The organism is Syntrophobacter fumaroxidans MPOB (assembly GCF_000014965.1).
Taxonomy (GTDB): Bacteria; Desulfobacterota; Syntrophobacteria; order Syntrophobacterales; family Syntrophobacteraceae; genus Syntrophobacter; species Syntrophobacter fumaroxidans.
On the sequence record NC_008554.1, the window covers coordinates 4,648,470 to 4,664,563 of the forward strand.

At 61.9% G+C, this 16,094-nt stretch carries 16 protein-coding genes; all 16 read left to right on the forward strand.

Going from position 1 to position 16,094, the window contains the following annotated elements; all coding sequences use genetic code 11:
* Nucleotides 1-92 precede the first annotated feature (92 nt).
* Nucleotides 93-1,601: a phage portal protein family protein gene (locus tag SFUM_RS19655; RefSeq protein ID WP_041441093.1), complete on the forward strand. Its 1,509-nt coding sequence runs from the start codon at nucleotides 93-95 to the stop codon at nucleotides 1,599-1,601.
* On the forward strand, nucleotides 1,601-6,190 hold the full coding sequence (locus SFUM_RS19660) for a minor capsid protein (protein WP_011700591.1): 4,590 nt from the start codon (nucleotides 1,601-1,603) through the stop codon (nucleotides 6,188-6,190). Before SFUM_RS19655 ends, SFUM_RS19660 begins: the two co-directional genes overlap by 1 nt.
* Nucleotides 6,187-6,699 (forward strand): hypothetical protein, encoded by a 513-nt coding sequence (locus tag SFUM_RS19665; RefSeq protein ID WP_011700592.1) that lies wholly within the window; start codon nucleotides 6,187-6,189, stop codon nucleotides 6,697-6,699. The genes SFUM_RS19660 and SFUM_RS19665 overlap by 4 nt, the downstream gene beginning before the upstream one ends.
* Nucleotides 6,696-7,049: a hypothetical protein gene (locus tag SFUM_RS19670; RefSeq protein ID WP_011700593.1), complete on the forward strand. Its 354-nt coding sequence runs from the start codon at nucleotides 6,696-6,698 to the stop codon at nucleotides 7,047-7,049. Before SFUM_RS19665 ends, SFUM_RS19670 begins: the two co-directional genes overlap by 4 nt.
* Before the next feature lie 102 nt (nucleotides 7,050-7,151).
* Entirely contained in the window at nucleotides 7,152-9,548 is a 2,397-nt protein-coding gene (locus tag SFUM_RS19675) for a DNA adenine methylase (protein WP_011700594.1), read from the forward strand.
* A gap of 12 nt (nucleotides 9,549-9,560) precedes the next feature.
* A complete protein-coding gene (locus SFUM_RS19680) occupies nucleotides 9,561-9,923 on the forward strand; it encodes a hypothetical protein (RefSeq protein WP_011700595.1) in 363 nt (120 codons plus the stop codon).
* An 18-nt stretch (nucleotides 9,924-9,941) separates the two neighbouring features.
* Nucleotides 9,942-10,805, forward strand: coding sequence for an HK97-fold major capsid protein (locus tag SFUM_RS19685; protein WP_011700596.1), 864 nt, complete (start codon nucleotides 9,942-9,944; stop codon nucleotides 10,803-10,805).
* Nucleotides 10,806-10,823: 18 nt separating this feature from the next.
* Nucleotides 10,824-11,183 (forward strand): hypothetical protein, encoded by a 360-nt coding sequence (locus tag SFUM_RS19690; protein WP_011700597.1) that lies wholly within the window; start codon nucleotides 10,824-10,826, stop codon nucleotides 11,181-11,183.
* Nucleotides 11,170-11,634 carry a hypothetical protein gene (locus SFUM_RS19695; protein WP_011700598.1) on the forward strand — a complete coding sequence of 155 codons (465 nt, stop codon included), beginning with the start codon at nucleotides 11,170-11,172 and terminating at the stop codon, nucleotides 11,632-11,634. The genes SFUM_RS19690 and SFUM_RS19695 overlap by 14 nt, the downstream gene beginning before the upstream one ends.
* Entirely contained in the window at nucleotides 11,621-11,980 is a 360-nt protein-coding gene (locus SFUM_RS19700) for a hypothetical protein (RefSeq protein ID WP_011700599.1), read from the forward strand. The genes SFUM_RS19695 and SFUM_RS19700 overlap by 14 nt, the downstream gene beginning before the upstream one ends.
* Nucleotides 11,970-12,455 (forward strand): phage virion morphogenesis protein, encoded by a 486-nt coding sequence (locus SFUM_RS19705; RefSeq protein WP_011700600.1) that lies wholly within the window; start codon nucleotides 11,970-11,972, stop codon nucleotides 12,453-12,455. Before SFUM_RS19700 ends, SFUM_RS19705 begins: the two co-directional genes overlap by 11 nt.
* Nucleotides 12,456-12,514: 59 nt before the next feature.
* Nucleotides 12,515-13,063, forward strand: coding sequence for a hypothetical protein (locus tag SFUM_RS19710; RefSeq protein WP_011700601.1), 549 nt, complete (start codon nucleotides 12,515-12,517; stop codon nucleotides 13,061-13,063).
* Between the two features lie 12 nt (nucleotides 13,064-13,075).
* Nucleotides 13,076-13,333, forward strand: a complete 258-nt coding sequence (locus SFUM_RS19715; RefSeq protein ID WP_011700602.1) for a hypothetical protein — start codon at nucleotides 13,076-13,078, stop codon at nucleotides 13,331-13,333.
* 2 nt (nucleotides 13,334-13,335) lie between these two features.
* Nucleotides 13,336-14,865 (forward strand): phage tail sheath C-terminal domain-containing protein, encoded by a 1,530-nt coding sequence (locus SFUM_RS19720; RefSeq protein WP_011700603.1) that lies wholly within the window; start codon nucleotides 13,336-13,338, stop codon nucleotides 14,863-14,865.
* Between the two features lie 15 nt (nucleotides 14,866-14,880).
* Nucleotides 14,881-15,342 (forward strand): phage tail protein, encoded by a 462-nt coding sequence (locus SFUM_RS19725; protein ID WP_011366977.1) that lies wholly within the window; start codon nucleotides 14,881-14,883, stop codon nucleotides 15,340-15,342.
* A 15-nt stretch (nucleotides 15,343-15,357) separates the two neighbouring features.
* Nucleotides 15,358-16,035: a T4 family baseplate hub assembly chaperone gene (locus SFUM_RS19730; protein ID WP_011700604.1), complete on the forward strand. Its 678-nt coding sequence runs from the start codon at nucleotides 15,358-15,360 to the stop codon at nucleotides 16,033-16,035.
* Nucleotides 16,036-16,094: the final 59 nt, after the last annotated feature.

The window sequence follows — 16,094 nt, forward strand, 5'->3', positions numbered from 1 at the left end:
CCCCGCTCCGGTAAGTAACCGGCATCGAGCCGGATTCGGCCCACACGGGCCGGATGTGCGGCTGTCATGGCCGAAACTACCGAGAGGATCACGTGGAAAGCACCGCCCATCAGGACGAACAACCCGAAAGCCTGGACACCACCGGCTTTGTCATCGCGCCGATGGCAGCAGCGGCCGCGCTCGACTCGGCCGCCTTCGCCAAGGTGAACGCCGCCGAAGCGATTCCGGCCACCTGGGAAGAACGCGCCCGCAAGGCCTGGGAATACTACGTCGAGGAGCCGCTGGTGAAGAACTGCGTCAACTCCTGGCGCACCTTCGCCGTGGGCGACGAGATCAAAATCACCAGCGATGACGAGAACCTAAAGGAGCAGGCCCTGGATGCCGCCTGGCGGCTGAACGTCTCGCAGTTCATCAAGGACATGGTTCTTCAGCTTCTGGTGAAAGGTGACGCCATCGGCTTCAAGCGCTTCACCAAGTCCGGCCAGGACATCGAGGAGCTGGTCTGTGTCAACCCGGTTTCGGTCAAGGTCAAATACGCCCAGGGCGAACTGATCGAGGCCCGGCAATTTCCCGAGGACACACCCGGCGGCGGCGAATCCATTCCGCTGCCCGTCGAGCAGGTGGTCCACCTCAAATGGGACGCACCGGCCTTCTCGCCCCGAGGCAACTCCCTCGTGCTTCCCGCCTTTCAAGCCATCGAACTGCTGCGCGACTACCGCCGGGCCGAACAGGCCATCGCCAAGCGCTGGGCCACGCCCTTTCGTCTGCTCAAGGTGGGCGGCGCGTTCGGCCAGAAGATGGTGATGCCGGACCAGCGGATGCTCGAACAGGTTCGCGACATGGTCAACAAGATGGACATGAAAAGCGGCCTGGTGGTCCCGTTCTACGTCAACGTCGAAACCCACGGCACCGACGGCCAGGTCCTCAACGTCGAGGACAAGGTCAAAGAGGTGAAGGAAGACATCGTGGTGGCCTTGGGGCTGTCACGCTCGCTGGTGACCGGCGACGGTCCGAACTTCGCCACCGCCTCGGTGAGCATGCAGAAGATGATGGTCATGATCCGCGAGATCAAACAGGCCGCTCGCAAGCTCCTCGACTGGGTGTTCGACGACTGGATGGAACTTAACGACCACGGCGACAAGAGCATCCAGTTCATCTTCAACGACCTCGACCCCAGCGACGCGGTCGATTTCAAGAAGCTCCTCATCGAACTCTACGACCGCAAGCTCATCAGCCGCTCCAGCCTTCAGCTCAAGATGGACCTGGACCCGGACATCGAGGCCGCCAACCGCGAGACTGAACGCAAGCAGATCGACCTGATGGACGAGAAGCAGGTGAAGCCGGTGGTGGATATGGTCGTCTCCGGCATCCTCAGCGTGCCTCGCGCCCGGAAGATGCTCGGGATTCCGGCTGAGGACGATGAACCCACGGCGGAGGCGGCATTAGTCTGGTCGGGCGACCTGGAATCCACCGGCATTGCTGCCGTGTGCGACGAGTGCAGCCACTTCATAGCTGACACCAACCACTGCCGGGTCCACAACAGCGAGCGCACCTTCGACGCCCCGGCCTGTCGCTTCATCGACCGCCGGGAGCCCCGCTGATGCCGTCGGACCTGAAGCAGCGCATCCAGGCGGCCACCCTGAAGAGTCTGACGGCCCGCAACCGCTACAACGACCAGGTCACGGCCCAGCTCACCCAGGCGCTGAAACAGGCCGAAGACGAGGTCGCCCGCGCCATTCTCCAGTACCGCTCCCTCGGTTCCCTGCCGGACAACAAGCTCGCCGCCCTCAAGGGGCTGGAAAAGCTTCAGCTCGAACTCGACGACACCATGAAGCGGCTCAAGCGGGAGCAGACCCTGGTCTTTCGCAAGACGACCAAGGACTCCTTCAAACTCGGCATCCAGCAGGGAATCGGAGAGCTCGCCGACGCGGCGCTGCCGTTCTACGCCGACCTCAAACCCGAAGGCATCGACAAGTTGGCCACCAAGGTGTTCACCATCGTCGACACCAACGCCCTCGACTTCATGGCGCAGTACAACCTCACGCTCGCCGGTGACGTCCACCGCGAACTCGCAGACGGCATCAAGCGCACCATCCTGAACGGCGTCGCCACGGGCAAGGGAGCCGACGACATCGTCCGGGACATGGGCAAGGTGATCATCGACAAGGATTCCTTTCGCCAGGCCGGAAGCCGGGTGTTCAGCAAGGCCCAGTACCGCATGGAGATGATCGCCCGCACCGAGGTCCTCCGCGCCCACAACATGGGCAGGCTCAAGTTCCACGAGCGGGTCGGCATCCAGAAACTGGAATGGCTGGCCATGGAGGACGAGCGCATGTGCCCGGTCTGCGGCGGCCTGGACGGCAAGACCTTTCCCATCGACAAGTTCCCCCAGCAACCCGCGCATCCGCACTGCCGCTGCACCAACATCGTGGCGTGGCCGATGACCGTCTGCGGCAGCGAGATGGCCGCCAAGGCCGCCGCCCAGGCATCGCAGGGGGACGCCTGCATTCTCCCGCCCCACGTGCTGGAAGGCTTGGCCGACGCCCAGGCCAAGGAGAACGCCAAGCTCAAGAGCGCCTTTGAAAACGGCGACATTGCCGACCTCGGCTCGCTGACGGTCAAACAGCTTCAGACTCTGGCGAAACAGAACGGCGTGGCCATCGCCCGGACCAAGGCCGATTTCATCAAGCTGCTCGATCTGGCTGAACCGGGGATCGATCACGGTGACCTGGCCGGAGCGGCGCTCAGCGCCAAGCTCAAGGAACACAAGATCGGCCTGCTGCGGACCAAGGAAGAACTGGTCGAGCTGCTCGGACTGAAGCAGGCGGAACTCAAACAGGCCAAGCTGCTCGCCGCCCAGATGGCGAAGATCCCTCCCACCGAGGGGCTGGAAGGCATGACCGCCCAGCAGCTCAAGGAGATGGCAAAGGAGAACGGCATCTCCCTCAACATGACCAAGCAGGAGACCATCGAGCTGCTGGACAAGCTGGAACCCGGCGTGGACCACAGCGGCCTGATGGGCAAGGAACTCGCGGCGGCCAAACAGAAGCACGGCATCGGCATCCTCAAGAACAAGCAGCAGCTCGTCGAGGCGCTGCAGAAAAAGGCCGGTGCCGACATGGCCGAGTCGGTCAAGAAAAAGGCGGTCGACGAGGCCAAACAAAAGCTGATCCTGAAACAGAAAACGGCCCTCGAAGACGCCGCCAAGGCCGTTGTCGTTCCCGACACGCCGACCGGCTATAAGGATTTCCTCGACGCGATTGCCAAGGCGGAACAGGCGGTTTCCGGCGGCACCGATCTGCCCCAGGAACTGCTTGCGGCCCACAGCAAGGAAATCGCCCTCAAAAAACAGCTCTTCCAGGATCAGGTCGGCAAACTGAAATCGGCGGAGCTCAAGACGCTCGCCAAGGAGACCAAGGTCCAGTATTGGCAGTGGGCCAACAAAGACGAGCTGACCACGCTCTTCACCGAGACCGATCCCGCGAAAATCAAGGCGGTTCAGGCCAGCATCGACACCAAGCACGCGGCCTGGGCCGAAAAGCATGGAGGCAAGAAGAAAACCGTACCGGCCAAGCCCGCCACGCCGAAGACGGAACTGCCGAAACCGGCTCCGCAGCCGAGCCCGGTCAAGCCGCCCGAGCCCAAGATCGGCAAGAAAGGCGCGGAGTTCGCCACCGTCGATGCCTCGTGGCAGCAGAAGGGTCTGCCTTCGAAGTTCAAGAAAACCGGCAAGGCCGCTGTCGGCGGCGCACATGAAAAGGAGTTCTGGACTGATGAAAACGGCGACAAATGGCTGTTCAAGCCTCATGGCCGCAAGGACGATGAGTTCATCGCCTTCGGAGAGGAAGCGGTCTACAAGATCGGCCGCCTGATCGACCCCCATTCCATCGAGGTGCGCACCATCCAATTGAACGGCCGCACCGGCTCCATCCAGAAATGGCGCACCGATCTGCGGGAAGACTTCGATTTTCGCAACATCCTGCCCCAGGATCTGACCACCATCGAACTGGAGCAGATCCAGCGCGAGCATGTGGTCGACTGGCTGATCGCCAATCACGACGGACATTCCAAGCAGTTCATCCGTGCCCGGGACGGTCGCGTCTACGGAATCGACAAAGGCCAGGCCTTCAAGTTTCTGGGCCAGGACAAGCTCTCGCTCGACTATCACCCCAACGGCGTCTGCGGCGAGGAGGAGCCTTTTTACAACAAGGTCTTCCGGGCGGCCAAGGAAGGGAAGGTACGGGTCGATCCGAACGCGACCCTGCGCTACATCCAGGAAGTCGAAAAGATCGCCGACGAGGATTACCTCGATCTGTTGCGACCCTACGCCGAGGGACGGTTCGCCAAGGACCCGGCCGGGCTGCGGCATTTCTACGATCAGGTCCTGGAGCGGAAACACAATCTCCGGCGGGACTTCGAGGGCTATTACGCAGATGTGCTGGGGGATCGGGGCTTCCGTTTCGACAAGCTGAGTACCGCCACCGGCAAGAAAAAGCTGCTCTCCTCAACAGAGGAAGCCCTGGTCGAGGAGGCCCGCAAGCTCGGCTGGCAGGGCAAGACGCTGCCCTTCGACAGCGGCGACGTGGAAGACCAGAACGCGCTGATCTTCACCGAGAGCTTCAAGGGGAAGAAGCGCACCGTGGTCAAGATGAAGATCCGGCCGGACACCGACCGCCGCATCGACGAGGTGCTGCGCAGGTATGTGCAGACGGCGGCCTGTGAAAAGGGACAACCGCTGGCCGAGGACAGCTTCTTTCCGACGATTCTGGACGCCGTCAAAAACGTCAACTTCCACGTGGGCGACGGCAAGTACAACCGGACCAAGATCGACAAGGCCCTGCGCCTGCGGAAGAAACTGGAAACCCTGCAAAAGAGCGCCGACCCCAAGGTCAAGGAGATGGCGGACCACTATTTGAAATGGGTCAAGGAGATCGAAGAGTCCGTCGACTGGGACCGGGCCACCAACGGCGTATTCGAGCAGTACCTGCCCAAGCTCGACGCGCAGAAACCCAAGGAGAAACCGCCGTTCAAGGTGGAACGCGGCAAGGTGACCCACACCAAGCGCAGGATCGGGTCCGGCACCATTACCGTCGAGGCCGACGACATCGACAACCGGACGCTGTTCAATCACAACTCCCGCATGCAGGACGGGCACCAGTACACCGTCACCTTCGAGGACGGCACCCGGGTCCGCTATCGCCCCTGGTCCGACACCAACCTCTATGCCCAGCGCGGCGAGCTGGAAATGATCCTGGATGGCGACGCCACCCCCGGACGGGTCGAGGCGATGCTGGAAAAGCTCGAACAGCTTGGGATCGACACCCGGGTGGCCACGGCGGAAAACGCGGAGCAGATGTACCTCGAAAAGCTCGCCTACATCCGCAAGAGCGACAAAAGCGCCGATTTCAAACGGCTGCAGAAATCCCTCGATGACCGCAACGCCACCACCACCGAGCGGGTCCAGGCTCTGCGCGGCTATTGGCAAAAGGAACTGGGTGTCCAGGACATCACCCAGCTTTCCGGATACAACCCGCTGGGCGAATACCAGGCGGGCTTTCTGGACCGCGACGCCAAGGGCGGATACCGGCACCAGTTCCGGTTCGACATCACCGAGGAGGACCTGGAAAAACAGATGAAGGGCTACTCGCTGGTCCACGATCTGACCAACGGCGAAAGCATGTCCGGCTTTATCGACTTGATCATGGAAAACAACGGAGCCATGGTCAGCACGGTCGAGAAAATGCGCATGGGCGTGGCTCCGGGAGGAATGTCCCCGGTGGCCGACATGCAGACCGGCGGCGCGAGCTATTTCTTCACCCGAATCAAGAAGCAACCGGCCAGCGACGCCTCACCGGCCCTCTACTTCAAGAAACAGATGCTGCGGCGCATGGACGCCATCAGCTATGACCATGACGCCTACGGCAAGGTGATCGACGACTACGTGCAGCGCAACCGGGGAGCCAGTATCGATGATTGGAAGCGGTTCTCGCAGCGCCATGGCAACGAAACCATCTTCAAATACTCGGTGACGCTGCTGGACAACATCGAGTTCATCGTGGCCAGAAGCGACAACGAACGCCGGGAGATCATCCAGAGTTTCACCCGGCGTGGCATCAAGAAACTGCCCGACGGGCGCAAGGTGGAGGACATCGTCCATACCTCGCAAAGCTGGAGCAAACGCAAACAATGACCATGAAGGACTTTATCGAACAGGAGAAACGGCGGCTGCAGGAATCGCTGCACTGGTTCAACAGCAGGGGCAGCCGCATGACGGTCAGAGAATCCGGGGATCTCTTTCTGGACACCCTGGTGGACAGCTTCACCGTCACCCGGATCGCCCCCCATTTCGACGCTGCTGGAAACCATCTGCGCACCGATTTCTGGCTGTTGTGGAAGGCGCTCGGTTACGACGAGGGCTTTCAGCACGCCCACACCATCAAGGTGGTCGATGTCCGGGTCGAAGACACCCTGACAGCCGAACATGACGGCAAGGAGGCCGAAGGCTGGCTGATTGTCGAGCTGACCGACGATCTGGGCCGGATTCACCATGTCGAAATGCTCGAGCCGGTCTCTGAGCCAGAACTCGCGGCGGACTGGCAACGCTGGATCGCTTACCGCCAGAAAAACGCCGAGAGATTCCGCCGGATTGACGATCAGCTTCTGGACGAACATCTCCGGATCGCGGAGGACTGGTCATGAAACTGCGCTATATGATCGACTCGATACTCGCCGACCGGCAAGCCACCGTCCCGGAATACGTGCCCGTGGGCGTCTGGGTTCAGGGGCCGGGACCCGGCCTGGATGTGGAGATGTATTACCTCGACCGGGGGCCGAACGGGCTTGCCGACCGCAAGGATGAGGCTGCCTGGGTGGTCAACCGTCTGGTCGAGGCCGGGGCCACCTCGCTTCCGGCGGATTTTCTCGAATACCATCGGCTGTCCCGCTCTCCCTACGACGGGGGCTTTTCGGAGATCACCGAGACCGACGAATACCCCTCCATCGACGCCTGCGGCAAGGCCGTTCTGGCCCGGCTGAACCCCGACCGCTGAAATTCGCCTCACCCTCCGACACATCGCCGACGTTTCCGGTAAGTAACCGCTGAACGCTCCCCGCAGGTCGCGGAGAGCACAGCAAACTGACCGGAGACGTTGATGGAACTGTTCGCCACAGACCTGGAAAGGCTGGCGTTTCTACTGGAGGCCGATGCGGCGCTGACTCTCGATCCCGACACGCTCGGGTCCGAGGCCGCCGAACAGTCCGCTCCTGAAGAGCTTCCTCCCGAGAAGCGCCCCAAGTACATCACCAACTACATCGGCAGTAAGCAGAAGCTCGTCGACTGGATCTGGAAGCATACCCCGGAGGGCACTGGCACGGTGCTGGATGCCTTTTCGGGGTCTGCGGTCGTGGCCTACATGTACAAGACCAAGGGCCTCCAGGTCATCGCCAACGACCGGCTCCGCTACTGTCACCATGCCGCCAAGGCGATCATCGAGAACAACTCGGTTCGCCTGAGCGAGGACGAGATCGAGGCACTCCTGGCCGACAACGCCAAGGCGGGCAGCTTCGTACAGGACAACTTCAAGGGCATTTTTTTCGCCAAGGGCGTCCATGCGCTGATCGACACCATCCGCGCCAACTGCGACAAGCTCTCCGGCTTCAAGAAAGACATCGCCCTGTTCGGCCTCGGCAAGACCTGCATGAGCGGCAAGGGTGGCTTCGGCCACTTCTCGTCGTCCACCGATTATGGCCGCCGCCAAGACACCCCCGACGAGTTCAAGGATCGCCTGCGCAAGAACCTGCAGCGTATCAACGCCCTGGTTTTCGACAACGACAAGGAGAACAAGGCATACCGGCAGGACATCAACGACCTGCTGCCGAAAGCCAAGGCGGATCTGGCCTACTTCGATCCGCCCTACGCCACCGAGTTTTCGACCACCAACTACGAGCGAGCCTACCACTTCGTGGAGGGGCTCATGACCTATTGGGAAGGGCTCGAAATCAAGGCCGACACCAAGGTCAAGTATTACGAGACCGACCACAAGACCGTCACCAAGGCCAACGCCAACGAGTTCTTCCAGACCTTTCTCGGCAACGCCAAGCACATCCCGCACTGGCTGATTTCCTACCGCGATCACGCCTATCCAAACGAGCAGGAGATGAAGCGGATCATCGGCTCCTTCGGCAAGCAGAGCCGGATGAAGTCCAAGGATCACCACTACGCCATCACCTCCAAGCACGGCGAGGCATCCAACGCCAAGGAGCGTCTGTTCGTCTGCGCTCCCGGGGCCAAGGCCAGCGCCGAGCGGGAGGAAAAACCCGTTCCGATGGCCGCCGCCGCGAACTTCCACACCAGCATCCCCGTGGATATCCGGCTGGGCGACAGTGAACGCCTCGCGACCGAGGCCATGGATGTCGGCTCGGCGGGCGACCCCCAGTTCAGCTTCGTGCTCTGCCGCACCGGGACCAACAAGAACGGCGACCACTTCACCGCCGAGGAGTTGTCCGGTCGGCACATGACGGCCGTGAACAAGAAGGTCGATCTGCAGCATTCGCAGGAGTTCAACGACATCGTGGGCGGCATCGTCGCCGCCGACTACCTGGAGGACGACAACGGCGGCCGCGTGGAATGCGTCGGCGAGCTGTACGTCCACGACACCCCGGCCGCCCGGCTGGCCTACAAGCTGATGAAGCGCGGGATCATCTCCCAGGTCTCCATGGAGTGCGACTACCAGGAGGGCGAATGCTCGGTCTGCCACAAGCGCTTCCAGAACAAGGCCGACTACTGCACACACCTGCGCAAATTCAAGGGCCGTGATTTCAACGGCCAACCCGTTTTCGAGATTCTGCACGGCGTCACTTTCACCGGACTGGGACTGCTCGACCGCAAAGGCGCGGACGAGAACGCCAGGATTCTGCAGGTGGCGTCCCTTCAGAGCCAGCCCGACCAATCCCAACCCGAAGGAGATTCCACGATGGAAGACAAAACCAAACCTACCGATGACCCGGCCGTCGAAGCGGCCAAGAAGAAACCGGCCCAGCAGGAAGGCGATCCTGCCCGCGTTTCCGACCTGGAAAAGGAAAACCGGCAGCTCAAGGCCCAGGTGGCCGAGCTGCAGAAACGCGTCCAGGAACTGGAAGCCGAACAAAAGGCGGCCGCTTGCCGCTCACGCGCCAAGAAACTGCTCACCCGGCTGGAGAAGCAGGGTCTCTCCTTTGCGTCCGATGAGGACCGGGAAGCCGAGCTGAAACGCCTGGCCGAACTGTCCGACGAAGCCTTCGCCGCCACCGAGGCCGCTTACGAGCGCCTGCCCAAATCGGCCAAGGCGGACAAGGACAAGGAAGAGAAACCCGCTGACAGCGACCAGGGCGGCAAGCCCGCCGCCAAGGCATCGACGGAAACCCCGCTGCGCAGCGACGCCGGTGTCAGGCCCCACGATGTGGACGACCGCAAGGTGTCGCTCGAGGACCGTCTGCGCGACGGGTTCATGGCCGCTTACCGCAACCGTGTCGGCGAGGACTCTCCCGAACACTCGCAAATCAACGCATAAGGAGGAAACACCATGTCATTCATCAATCCGTGTCACCGCAGCCTCGCCTATGGCGACGGCCACATCCAGGGCGACGGCCAGCTCGGCCAGGTGGTCCGCGTGGTCGGCGACGACCTGTTCGCCGTCAACACCGATCCCACCAAACGCTCCTTCGGCATCCTGATCAAGGATTACGCCGGTGGCGAAATGCCCGGCATCTACTGCGACGGCGGCGTTTACGAGACCGACGCCTTCGAAGGGACCGTCGTCGCCGGAGAAGACCTGAAAGTTTCGGCGAGCGGTCGGCTGACCAACGGCGTCGCGGCCGGAGAGCACGTCGTCGCCCACGCCATTTCCGTACAGAGCGGCGTCCTCAAATTCCGACTGCTCGTCTAACCCAAGGAGCCAACGCACATGAAAACCAATCAGTTGAAGATCCATTCCCAGGAATACATGGAAACCATGGCGCGGCTCATGAGCGAGGCTCTCGAGTCGCCCGAAGGCATGCGGGCGCTTGCCGCCGCCATCGCCGCGCCTATCGAACAAGAGATCAAGCGCAAGGAGATCTCCTCGCTGCTGCTCACCAAGCACACGTTGCCCAAGGGCGAACGTCCGGTCTACCAGAAGAAACCGACCGTCAAGGCCCACTGGATCAGCAAGGACGGTGACGCCCAGGAGCAGGAGGTGGGCAAGGACGAGGTCGAGTTCCCCACCAACCGCATCCACTCCAACCCGATGGTGGACGTTTCCGTCCTCAAAAACGGCAACATCGGCACGCTGATGGACATTCAGACCAGCGCCGCCGACGCCATTCGCAAGGAGATGGACCGACGCACCATCTCGGTGCTCTCCTCGGCCATCCCGGCGACCAACACCATCGAGGTCACCGGCGACCTGCTCACCGAGGATGCACTGAACGAGGCCATCTCGATCATCGAGGACCTGGAGCTGTCGGTGAAGTACATCGTCATGCGCGGCCGCCGTTTCAACGACATGCGCGGCTGGAACCTCGATCCCCAGACCAAGCTCGAGCTGCGTCAGAAGGGTGTCATCAAGAACTACGGCACCGGCGGCATTCTGTTGACCGCCTCCATGCCGCTGGACGAGATCATCATCGTCCCGGATGAAGAGGTCGGAAAGATGCCGGTGCGCGAAAACCTGAAGACGGAGTCCATCGATCAGAAGACCCGCTTCAAGACCGGCTGGCTGGTGTGGTCCGAGATCGGTCAGGGCATTACTCGCCCCGACATCATGGCCAAGGTCAAACTGGTTCCGTAATCCGGGAGGTGATGTGACATGAATCGAATCAAGAACATCCGTCCCGGCGTTCTGGTGATCCCCGACGCCGGGCTGAAACTCAAGCCCGGCCAGGTGGTCGAGGTGGAACGCCTCACCAAGCAGATCCAGGCGGCTCTCAAGAATGGTCGCCTGGCCATGGCCGACAAACCGAAGCAGGAACCGGTCGCTTCTCCAGAGCCCGACCAGGACGCGGAACCGGTGGACCTGAGCAAACTCTCCGCCACCGACGCCATCTCCAAGGTCAACGAGGAAGCCAATCCGGAAACCCTCAAAGGCTACATGGACACCGAGAAACGCCGCACGGTGATCGACGCGCTCAAGAGCCGTCTGGAGGGCCTGCAAGGTGCTGCTGAGTGACCTGATCGCCGACCTGCGGCTCGACCTGTCCGATCCGGGCGCATCTCTCTTCGAGGATCAGACCCTGGAGAGATGCGTCCGGAAAGCCGTTTTCCGGGTCGGCCGTGACCTCGACCAATCGCTGACGATCACGGCCGGAGAGATTACCCCCGATCCCACCGGCGAGGTCCGCGAGCTCCTGGTGATCATGGCGCAGATCCACGCCTGCCAGGTCATGCGTTCGGCCACCGCCAACGCATTCTCCTTTTCCAGCGGCGACAAGCGGGTGGACAAAACCGGCCAGCCCGGCCACTGGGCCAAGCTCGAAGCCGATCTGCTCGCCGACTACCGCCAGCGGCTCACCGAGTTGCGTCCGGCCACCCAGCTCGACCAGGAAGCCTACATCCTGACCCCGAGCGGCCTTATGCCGGTCATCTACGAACAAGGGATCGATCTCGATGTTGTTGAATGACCGGGAACGCGCCGAAGCCGTGGCCGACGTCGCCCGGCTGATCCTCTCCTCCGGCCAGACCGCACGCATTCTGCGCGTGGTTCCCGGCGAGCGGCTCTACGGCACCGACGATGCCGAATACGCGGAAGTCTCTGTCATCCCCCTCGAACTGAACGAAACCCCGCCGGAGGAGCTGAGCGGCAAGATCGACGCGCTCGCCTGCGTCCTTCCGGATGCCGATGTCCAGGGTGAAGACCGCCTGGCCGCAGACAGGGAAACCTATCGCATACAGAGTGTGGAAGAAGAACACTTCTTCGGCACCGTCACCCATAAGAACCTGCAACTGGTGAAGCTCAATGGGCGTTAGGCGAACCGGTGACTGGGACAAGGCCCGCGCCAAGCTGACCACCGGCATGGGGCCGCGCCTGGCCACGGCCCTGCGTCAGGCCACGATCCGCAACGCCCTTTTTCTGGTGCGCGAGATCCAGCGGGGGATTCGCTCCCAGGCCCCGGGCGGACAGGCCTTCGTGAAACTCGCCGAAAGCACCATCGAGCGCAAAGGTTCCAGCAAGGCGCTCATCGACACCGGCTTTCTCGTCAACGCCATCACCCAGAAGATCATGGCCGACAAGGCGTTTGTCGGCCTGCTGCGCGGCACCGTCAACAAGGACGGGGAAGACATGGTGAACATCGGTGCCGTCATGGAGTACGGAGCCACCATCAAACATCCGAACGGCGCGACCATCGTCATCCCCGCCAGACCCTTTCTGCATCCGGTGATGGAGAAGTACCGCGAGCAAATCCTCCAGAACTATCGCGAGGCTATCCGCTCCGCGCTTTGAGCCTCCGACACATCGCCAGCGCTTCCGGTAAGTAACCAGGCAGAAACCGGAGGCGTCCCTTGAGCACGATACAGACCGTCACAGAAATCCTGATCCGCCTGGCCAAACATGCCATCCACCCGGACACCGTGCTGGTGTTCCCGGATGACCTGTTCGAGGTCCAGCGTACCCCCAGCGTCATCCTCCAGGGACCGAAGCTGACGGAAGACCGCTTCCGCCGCAGCCAGAGCCGCCTGTTCGAGAAGAATGTCGCGGAGCTGAGTTTCGAGGAGTGCCGATTTCCCAGGCTCTATCACCTCGATTTCGACCTGGTGGTGACCGTGGACCGGGAGGCCGAACTGCTCGGGTTTCACGAGTCGGTATCGCGGTTCCTTCAGCTTTACCCGGAGATCGCCATCGCCGACCAGGGCAGCCTGAACCTCACCGAACTGGTTCCTCTGGGCGGTCTGGCCCGGGTGAACCTCTCCAATCTCCGGCAGAGCTCCGGACGCATCCGCATCGAATCCTGCCCGGTGTACGACGGCGACCTGCGCGACGGTCGGCTGATCCGGGACCGGACCTTCCAGTTTCACGGCGACGTGACAGAGCAACGAACCATTCAACCGTAAAGGAGAACAACCGTGATCGAGATCAGAAACCTGCAGTTCCAGCCCCTGACGTTCAACCTCTCCGGCCAGGGAACCCTCCACCTCGGGCCGCGAGAACGCAAGAGCATCGCCCGCAAGGACCTCTCCGCCGAGATCAAGACCGCCGGAAAACGCGGACTGGTGCGCATCATCGACCTGACCGGCGGCGCGGAACCGGAGCCGGAAAAGCCCACGGCGACCGAGGACGCCGGAACCGATGAGGCCAAGACCACCAGCAAGCGGAGGAAATAATCATGCCGACCTATCTATCGCCCGGGATTTACACCCGGGAAACGGACTTCAGTTTCTATGTGAAGCAGATCTCGACCTCGTCGGCCGCCATGGTCGGGGTGGCCGAGAAAGGCCCGATCAACAAGCCCGTACTGGTAACGAGCTGGGAGCAGTTCATCAACCGTTTCGGCTCCTATATCAACGAGAGCTATCTGGCCTACGCCGCACGGGCGTTTTTCGACAACGGCGGATCGGTCCTCTACGTCACCCGCATCGCCCATCTCACCGACCCCACCGACCGGGACACACTGACGGCGCTCAAGTCATCCGTCGTCCTCCAGAACCGGGAGGCCACGCCCGCCGACACCCTGCGAATAGAAGCAGTGAACGAAGGCGTCTGGGGCGACCGGCTCTCCATCTCCATCGAGGACGGCTCTCTCGATCCGGCCAACCATTTCAACCTGGTGGTCCGGCACAAAGGCGATGTGGTCGAGGTGTTCAAGGATCTGAGCATGGACGAGACGCTGCCCAACCATGTGGAGCTGGCGATCAACGACCGCTCGGATTTCATCCTGGTCCAGGATCTGGCCGCAGCAACGGGAACGCCCGGCGACCGTCCAGCATTGGACGTGTTCACGCTCAGCGGCGGCGACAATGGTCTGACCGATCTGGCCGATGCGGACTTCATCGGCGATCCCTCGCAGCATACCGGCCTCTATGGCTTTGACGAGATCGACGCACTGAACCTGCTGATGGTCCCCGGCGTCACGACGGTGCCGGTGATCAACGCCGGAATCGCCTATGCCGAGGGGCGCAAGGATCTGCTGTTCATCGCCGACACGCCCATGCACCTGGAGCCGCTCGAAGCGGTAGATTTCCGCAAGGGACAAGGGATGTACAGCCATGCGGCCTTCAACTCCTCCTACGCGGCGCTCTACTACCCCTGGCTGGAGATCAGCGATCCGGTCAACTCGCGCAAGAAGCTGGTGCCGCCCTGCGGCGCGGTGGCGGGCTGCATCGCCCGCAGCGACCAGAAGACCAACGTCTGGAACGCGCCCGCCGGTATCGACCGTGGCCGCATCTTCAACACGCTCTCCCTGGCCTACAAGACCAGCCGTGGCGAGCGCGATGTGCTCTATCCGGAGGGGATCAACGTCATCGCCGTGTTCCCCGACACCGGCATCAACATCTGGGGCCAGAAAACGCTGCAGAGCCAGCCCTCGGCCGTGGACCGCATCAACGTCCGCCGCCTGATGATGTACATGGAGGAAGCTATCTCGGAATCCTCCCGCTTCGTGGTGTTCGAACCGAACCATCCCCAGACCTGGCGTGCCCTCGGCCGCCTGATCAATCCCTTCCTTCAGGACATCAAGGACAAGGGTGGCCTCTACGACTTCGCCTTCCAGTGCGACGAGGAGACCAACACCCCGGCGGTCATCGACCGCAACGAAATGGTGGCCCGCGTGTTCGTCAAGCCGACCAAGACGGCGGAGTTCATCGAGCTGAACTTCATCCTGACCAGCACCGGCGCGGACTTCAAAGAAATCATCTAACGGGAGAACACGGCTATGAGAAGCGGAAATATGCCCAAGAGCCTTTACCAGAACTGGCAGTTCGCCATCGAGGTAAACGGCTTCGACGTGGCCCTGTTCCACAAGGGACAGGAGCCCAAAACCGAATTCGAGGAAGTGGCCTTTGCCCCGGCCGGTTCGATGTTCGACCAGAAGGTGGCGGGACGGGTCAAGTTCGAGGACATCACCCTCGAGAAAGGCAACCTGCAGGACGGCTCCGACGAGGCGGCCCGCGAATGGATCAAGAAACAGGTGGACGTGAACGCCGTCACCGGCGGCCTTCCGGCCGACTACATGCGCGACATCGACGTTGTCCGCTACGACCGCACCGGCAATGAGACCCGCCGCTGGACCCTGCACGGGGCCTGGGTGAAGGCGCTCGAATACGACGAGCTCGAAGGCGGCAACACCGAGAACACCATCGAGAAGCTCACCATCTGCTTCCAATACTGGACCTAAACCGGAGGATCGACCATGTACAGCTTTGAACTGCCAAGCGGCACTGAACTCGAGCTTCGGGAAATGACCGGGGCCGAGGAAGAACTGCTCACCAACCAGCGCCTGATCCGTTCCGGAGAGGCGATCAACCAGGTGCTCCGCAACTGTTTCGTCCGGCTGGGCGAGAAGACCGACCCCGATCTTTCCGAGGTGATGAACCTGCTCTCGGGTGACCGGCTGTTCGCTCTGGTCCGCCTGCGCCAGATTTCCCTTGGGGACGAGGTGGAGCTGGAGCTGAGCTGCCCGAACAGCGCCTGCCGCATGACCAACTTCGTGACCATCAATCTCGAGGACCTCAAGGTCACCCCCTACGGCGAGGAGCGCGAGTTCGCCTTCAAGCTGCCCGGCTCGAAGAAAGCCGTGCGCTTCGGATATCTCGACGGCCACAAGGAAAAGCGCCTGGCCAGCCTGCGCGAGCCCAACATCAGCTCGGCCATGCTCATCCGTATCCTCGACATCGACGGCAAGGCTCCCTCCAAGAAGAGCCTGGCGGAAATGTCGATGCGCGACCGCAACGCGCTGCGGCAGGAGATGTCGCGGGTCGACGCGGGAATCGACACCTCGGTCGAGACCGAATGCGATGGCTGCGGCACCAAGATCCGTACCCGCCTGGAGGCCGAACCGGCTTTTTTGTTCCCCGGAGTTCGCTTGTAAGCGACGCATTCTTTCTCGCTTACGGCGGACTGCACTGGGGCTGGTCGGAAACCCGCTCG